Annotated in this window: 5 protein-coding genes; all 5 read right to left on the reverse strand. The window is 43.6% G+C overall.

The genetic code is table 11. From position 1 onward, the window contains the following. The coding region (locus ABR397_RS21925) for a DUF4123 domain-containing protein (protein ID WP_350307564.1) at window positions 1–817 on the reverse strand (817 nt) is incomplete at its 3' end. Between the two features lie 11 nt (window positions 818–828). Then, a complete protein-coding gene (locus ABR397_RS21930; RefSeq protein ID WP_350307568.1) occupies window positions 829–1080 on the reverse strand; it encodes a DUF2345 domain-containing protein in 252 nt (83 codons plus the stop codon). A gap of 849 nt (window positions 1081–1929) precedes the next feature. After that, complete coding sequence (locus ABR397_RS21935) at window positions 1930–2292, reverse strand: hypothetical protein (RefSeq protein WP_350307565.1); 363 nt, start codon at window positions 2290–2292, stop codon at window positions 1930–1932. Between the two features lie 204 nt (window positions 2293–2496). Then, a complete protein-coding gene (locus ABR397_RS21940; protein ID WP_350307566.1) occupies window positions 2497–3501 on the reverse strand; it encodes a putative type VI secretion system effector in 1005 nt (334 codons plus the stop codon). Further along, on the reverse strand, window positions 3498–4469 hold a 972-nt coding region (locus ABR397_RS21945), incomplete at its 5' end, for a T6SS effector BTH_I2691 family protein (protein WP_350307567.1). The genes ABR397_RS21945 and ABR397_RS21940, both read right to left, overlap by 4 nt.

Below are 4469 nucleotides of genomic sequence, written 5' to 3' on the forward strand. Positions count from 1 at the left end.
CACGAACATGATGAAAGGCATCGCGTTCAGCGACCCGACGCAATAAAGCCAGCATAATCGCCAACGCTTCGGACTCTGTCCGGCGTAACTGGTTGCGATGTGCCTGACGATAGCGGCGCAGTGCCCGGCTCATCGGGCCTGACCAGGTTATTTCCTGCACGTTTTCCGGAGACAACGCCAGTGAGAAGGTATATTGCACCGCCGCAAATTTAGCGTTGTCCCGGTGCAGTAACTGACCGTCACCGTTGATCAAGTACCAGTCTGTCAGCGGCCCCAGCAGACGCGAACGTTGCCAGGTATCCAACAACGGCCACAAGGCATTGTTCACTGTCGGATCATAAAAACGCAGCACGATTTGCCGTACCGATGACAGGGTTTGTACCGCCGTCATACCAAGATGTTGTGCAATCGTGGATATCGGGCTGGCGCTAAACAGCCAGCCACAAACCATTCGACCTCGTCCGGCAATTAACTCCGCCGGGTCGGCCTCCTGCAACGCTTGGGTAATACTCAACTCCAGCATGTGAGCATCCTCAGGCTGGTTGATATCCAGCGGTATCAGCCAGGGAGAATAGCGGGGTTCGAAGCGGGGATGCTTTATCCGAGTCGCTATGGCGGCAGACTGATGATTGAGAATCGCCGCAGGAAACCTTTCTTCCTGCCGGGTATCCAGAAAAACCGCCGGATCAACCAACAATAGCCCCTGCCCCCCCTGTCGGGTAAATGCGGTATGCAAGTCAGCCAGCAACTGGGTTTTCTGCCGGATTTCAGCATCGGATGAAAAATCGTAACCCATTTGAATATCAGTTTTTGTCATGGCGTGTCCCCTTAATTCACTATCCCATTTTGCCCATCGGCCATCCGCGCTGCCGTTGACGCACAACGGTCAGGCAATGTCAGAGTTGAACTCTGACTAGCCGGACCTGCTTTTTGGAAAACATCGCATTGAAACCGGGCATTCTTCGGGCTGGCAAACGAAATATGACCGTCTTTCAGCGAGATATAAGCGCCACCGCATTCCAGCCGCAGTTCAGTTTTCGCGGATATCGTCACCGTGTCTTCCTGGCTGACCAGGCGCAGCGCCTATGGCGCCCGCCATCACACCTGGTCAGTCCAGGTGATTTTTTCGTAGCGGAACTCAAGCCGAATAAAGATCCGGGAGTCAGTCAGAGTAAATCCGGAAAACAATAAATCAGATCAGGTATTTCCCAACCGGAGGTTAACCGGGTACAAATAATTAATCGGGCTATCCTTTCGCCATCAATGATGATTATTCCTTAATAGCATGGACTATTAAGGAATAATCTCATTCTCTTTATGGGTGCATATATAAATCAAGTCTTTTTTTTATCAAACAGCACAATAAGCAAAAGTGAAAATAATACCTGTAAAAACAGGGCAATGAAGACAATATTTTAATGAAATATAAATAAAATTACATTTATTTACATAAAAAAATAGCAAGACTCGCCAGATTTAATACAACAGCGCAGCCAATCCATAATTAAACTATCTATTTTAATTAAAATCAATTGATTACAATTTAAAAAACAAACAACCTCACTTTACATCCCGCCACCTAAATAGGTAAAAAAGAGTGAAAAATAATGATTCTCATTCATAATATGCGAATGAGAATATCTTCAGTGATAGCCAAAAACAGACGACAATATTCTTACCACCACTAATCAAGCCTCATCCTTTTCGCAAAAACAAAGCACGACTTATTAGACAGGAACATTATTACGATATATATCATCCCGGTGAGCAGCAGAAACCCATTTAATATTTTCATGATTTTCCGGTGATAATGGTCAGCAAACCCGTCATTAATGAGGATTAATGAGGAAGTATCTGCCCCGCAGTCTGCGATAAGATTATTCCTGACCATGAATTGATATAACACCGAATTAAACCGGTCACACAAAATTATTCTGCCGCCCAATCATCGTCATCGACCACCAACATTTTCGTGTCATCCCCCGGCGTCACCACAAAAATCTCTTTTGGCAGCGTAAATCCCCGCAGTTTCAGCAACGCCAGCGGTCCGCTGCCCATTTCCGTGCGTAATATCCAAGTCACCGGCAAACCGTCCGGCATCATCACATAAGGCAAAAAAATCGTTTTACTCAACGCGGTCGGGGTTAACAAAAAACCGTCTTCTCTCTTGGCAAAGAAATAACGTTCCTTTATTCTGCGATATGAAACCCAATTCATCGCCGCCAGTGAAACCAAACATATTAATACATTAATGGCAAAACCGACGAAAACCATTTTATAGATCTGTTTCATAAAAAAACCTTAATTTACACAAAATTACCTATTACTCGAATAGTATTAGATAACACTTTACCTTCGATAATGGGTTACCGATTTTTTCAAAGTTTCGCTGCGATTCAGGGTCAATAAATTGGGTTGATTTCAGAATCTCAACCCATCTGATCAAAGAAATAATATCTTTAAACATAACAGTTTTTTACCCGGTAATTACTTGAGTCAGTAATAGTAATAGTAATAGCTTGCGAAACAAGCTCTACCTGGCAATACTCTTTCATTGTCTTTACCGGGATCCCTCTCAGGAAAGTTAGCCTTGATTTCCTTAAGCCTTTTTTTTGTAAACAGGTAAAGATTAATCTCTGTAGGATTAGGAAAACCTAATGCAGTGAAAATATCTTCAGACAACCTAATTGAAGGCCGGGGTCTTTTCATACTGTGGTAATATGTACTGGGTGCAAATATCGCTATCATCAAAGCACAAAATGGAAGCACGTATTCCAGAAACACGAATATGTCTTCCCTAATAAAAAAAACATTTGCCATTATTAAGAATAATAGGTAAACCGAAAAAAAACAGCAAGTACCGAATATCTGCTCTTTGGCATTTGCATAAATTCCCTGGTTGCAACGCGGCGTCATAGAAATAACCCTGAACTCAGGATTAGCAATGGCATAAACCACATAATATCCCTCTTGTTCTGTTACCACTAATTCAACATAGTCACCTACTTTTGCGGCGGTAAATCCCAGCCAGCCGTGGAAAGGAATACCATTGATTTTTCCCCGCACAAAATCACAAATATCACTCAGCCTAACTTTAGTCTGTGCAGCCACTGCCGACCCGGAGCTATTTCCTGCTATCGCCATCAATAATGCGCTAGCCAATTCCCGTTTCTCCTGGCGGACAAAAGTGGCCGGATCATATTCGCGATCAGTAAAATAGCCAATAACACGGAGTGCCTCAAATTCTCCCAATACCCCACTGACTTTGATTAATGGCTTACGCGGCGGTAATTCCGGCGGCGGTGGTTCTTTTGCCAATATTGCATCCAGTACGGGGATCTTATCCTGAAGCAACATTATTTCCTTTTCCATTTCTTCCCTGCTATCAGGAAACTCAATAGCATGTTTTCGGTTTACATTAATAACAATATCAATGTCTTTTCTCTGACTTTTTATTTCATCAAAGTCAATAGCATCTTTAAAAGGACGACTAGCATTCATGAGAGATCCTTCATTGCGTCAGCAAAGTTTTTACATTGTGCTTCATACAGCGTATTTCGCTGCAATTCCGAATCAATCAATTGGGTTGATCTCAAGCTTTTTGCCGGCTCCAAACCAAACACACAGCCCTGACACCATTTTTGTAACTTATTATCAGAAAAATACGTCACTAGCTCTTCAACAATAAAAATAACGAGCATCACCTCCCAACTGCACAGCCAGGCAAGAGTTTCCCATGCTAAAAACCTCACAACTCCATCAAGGAGTAAACTTTCAGACGTAAGTAATACCCTTTTAACCAAGATTTCTAACAAGCCTTTTAATGCTCTCGTGAGTTGAGCAAAATCATAAGCACTTTTAAGACCATAAAGACCCAAAAACTGCCAGCGCCCTTGACCATGCAATTCAGATCTAAAATCACTGATATCGATGCCAAGATTTAGTGCAGAAGCAACTGTCCCAGCACTCGCCCCAATAAACTTAATGGAATCAGTCGCCGCCACATTTTTTATGCCGTGCTCAACTGCCGGGGTCACAATCTCCATCGCGGTACTCAGTGTACCTAAAAACGCCGCAGTCACCTGGGCGTGGCCCTTTGTATCCCCTTTACTCTCTTTTAACTGATTGGCAAACTCCAACCCATTGAAAATCAAAACCAGTAATTTAATCCGCGATTGCTTTAGTACCGATTCCCCTTCAGCACTTTCAGTAAACTCTTTAAACCGATCCTGATATTCATTCTTTATCCTTATTCGATTCTCAGAACCGGGTGTCTTAAGCGCCTTCAACACCTGCTGCCTAAACTCATCGCCATCTTTAAGCTGTGAGACCGACAATTCAACCGCCTGATCAAACGACACGCCGGAAATCACCGAGAACAGCGTTTTACTCAGCATTTCATTCCGGCTGTTCAGCACTTTCCCTAAACGGGTAAAGTTAAAGAACCGGTCACCCAGCGTGACCAGTCG

Origin of the sequence: Photorhabdus viridis, assembly GCF_040256935.1 — a bacterium.
GTDB lineage: Bacteria > Pseudomonadota > Gammaproteobacteria > Enterobacterales > Enterobacteriaceae > Photorhabdus > Photorhabdus viridis.

What these genes read in the sequence shown, in the direction of transcription:
- ABR397_RS21935 (WP_350307565.1), bottom strand. Translation starts at nt 2,292, where the DNA reads ATGAAACAGATCTATAAAATGGTTTTCGTCGGTTTTGCCATTAATGTA.
- ABR397_RS21940 (WP_350307566.1), bottom strand. Translation starts at nt 3,501, where the DNA reads ATGAATGCTAGTCGTCCTTTTAAAGATGCTATTGACTTTGATGAAATA.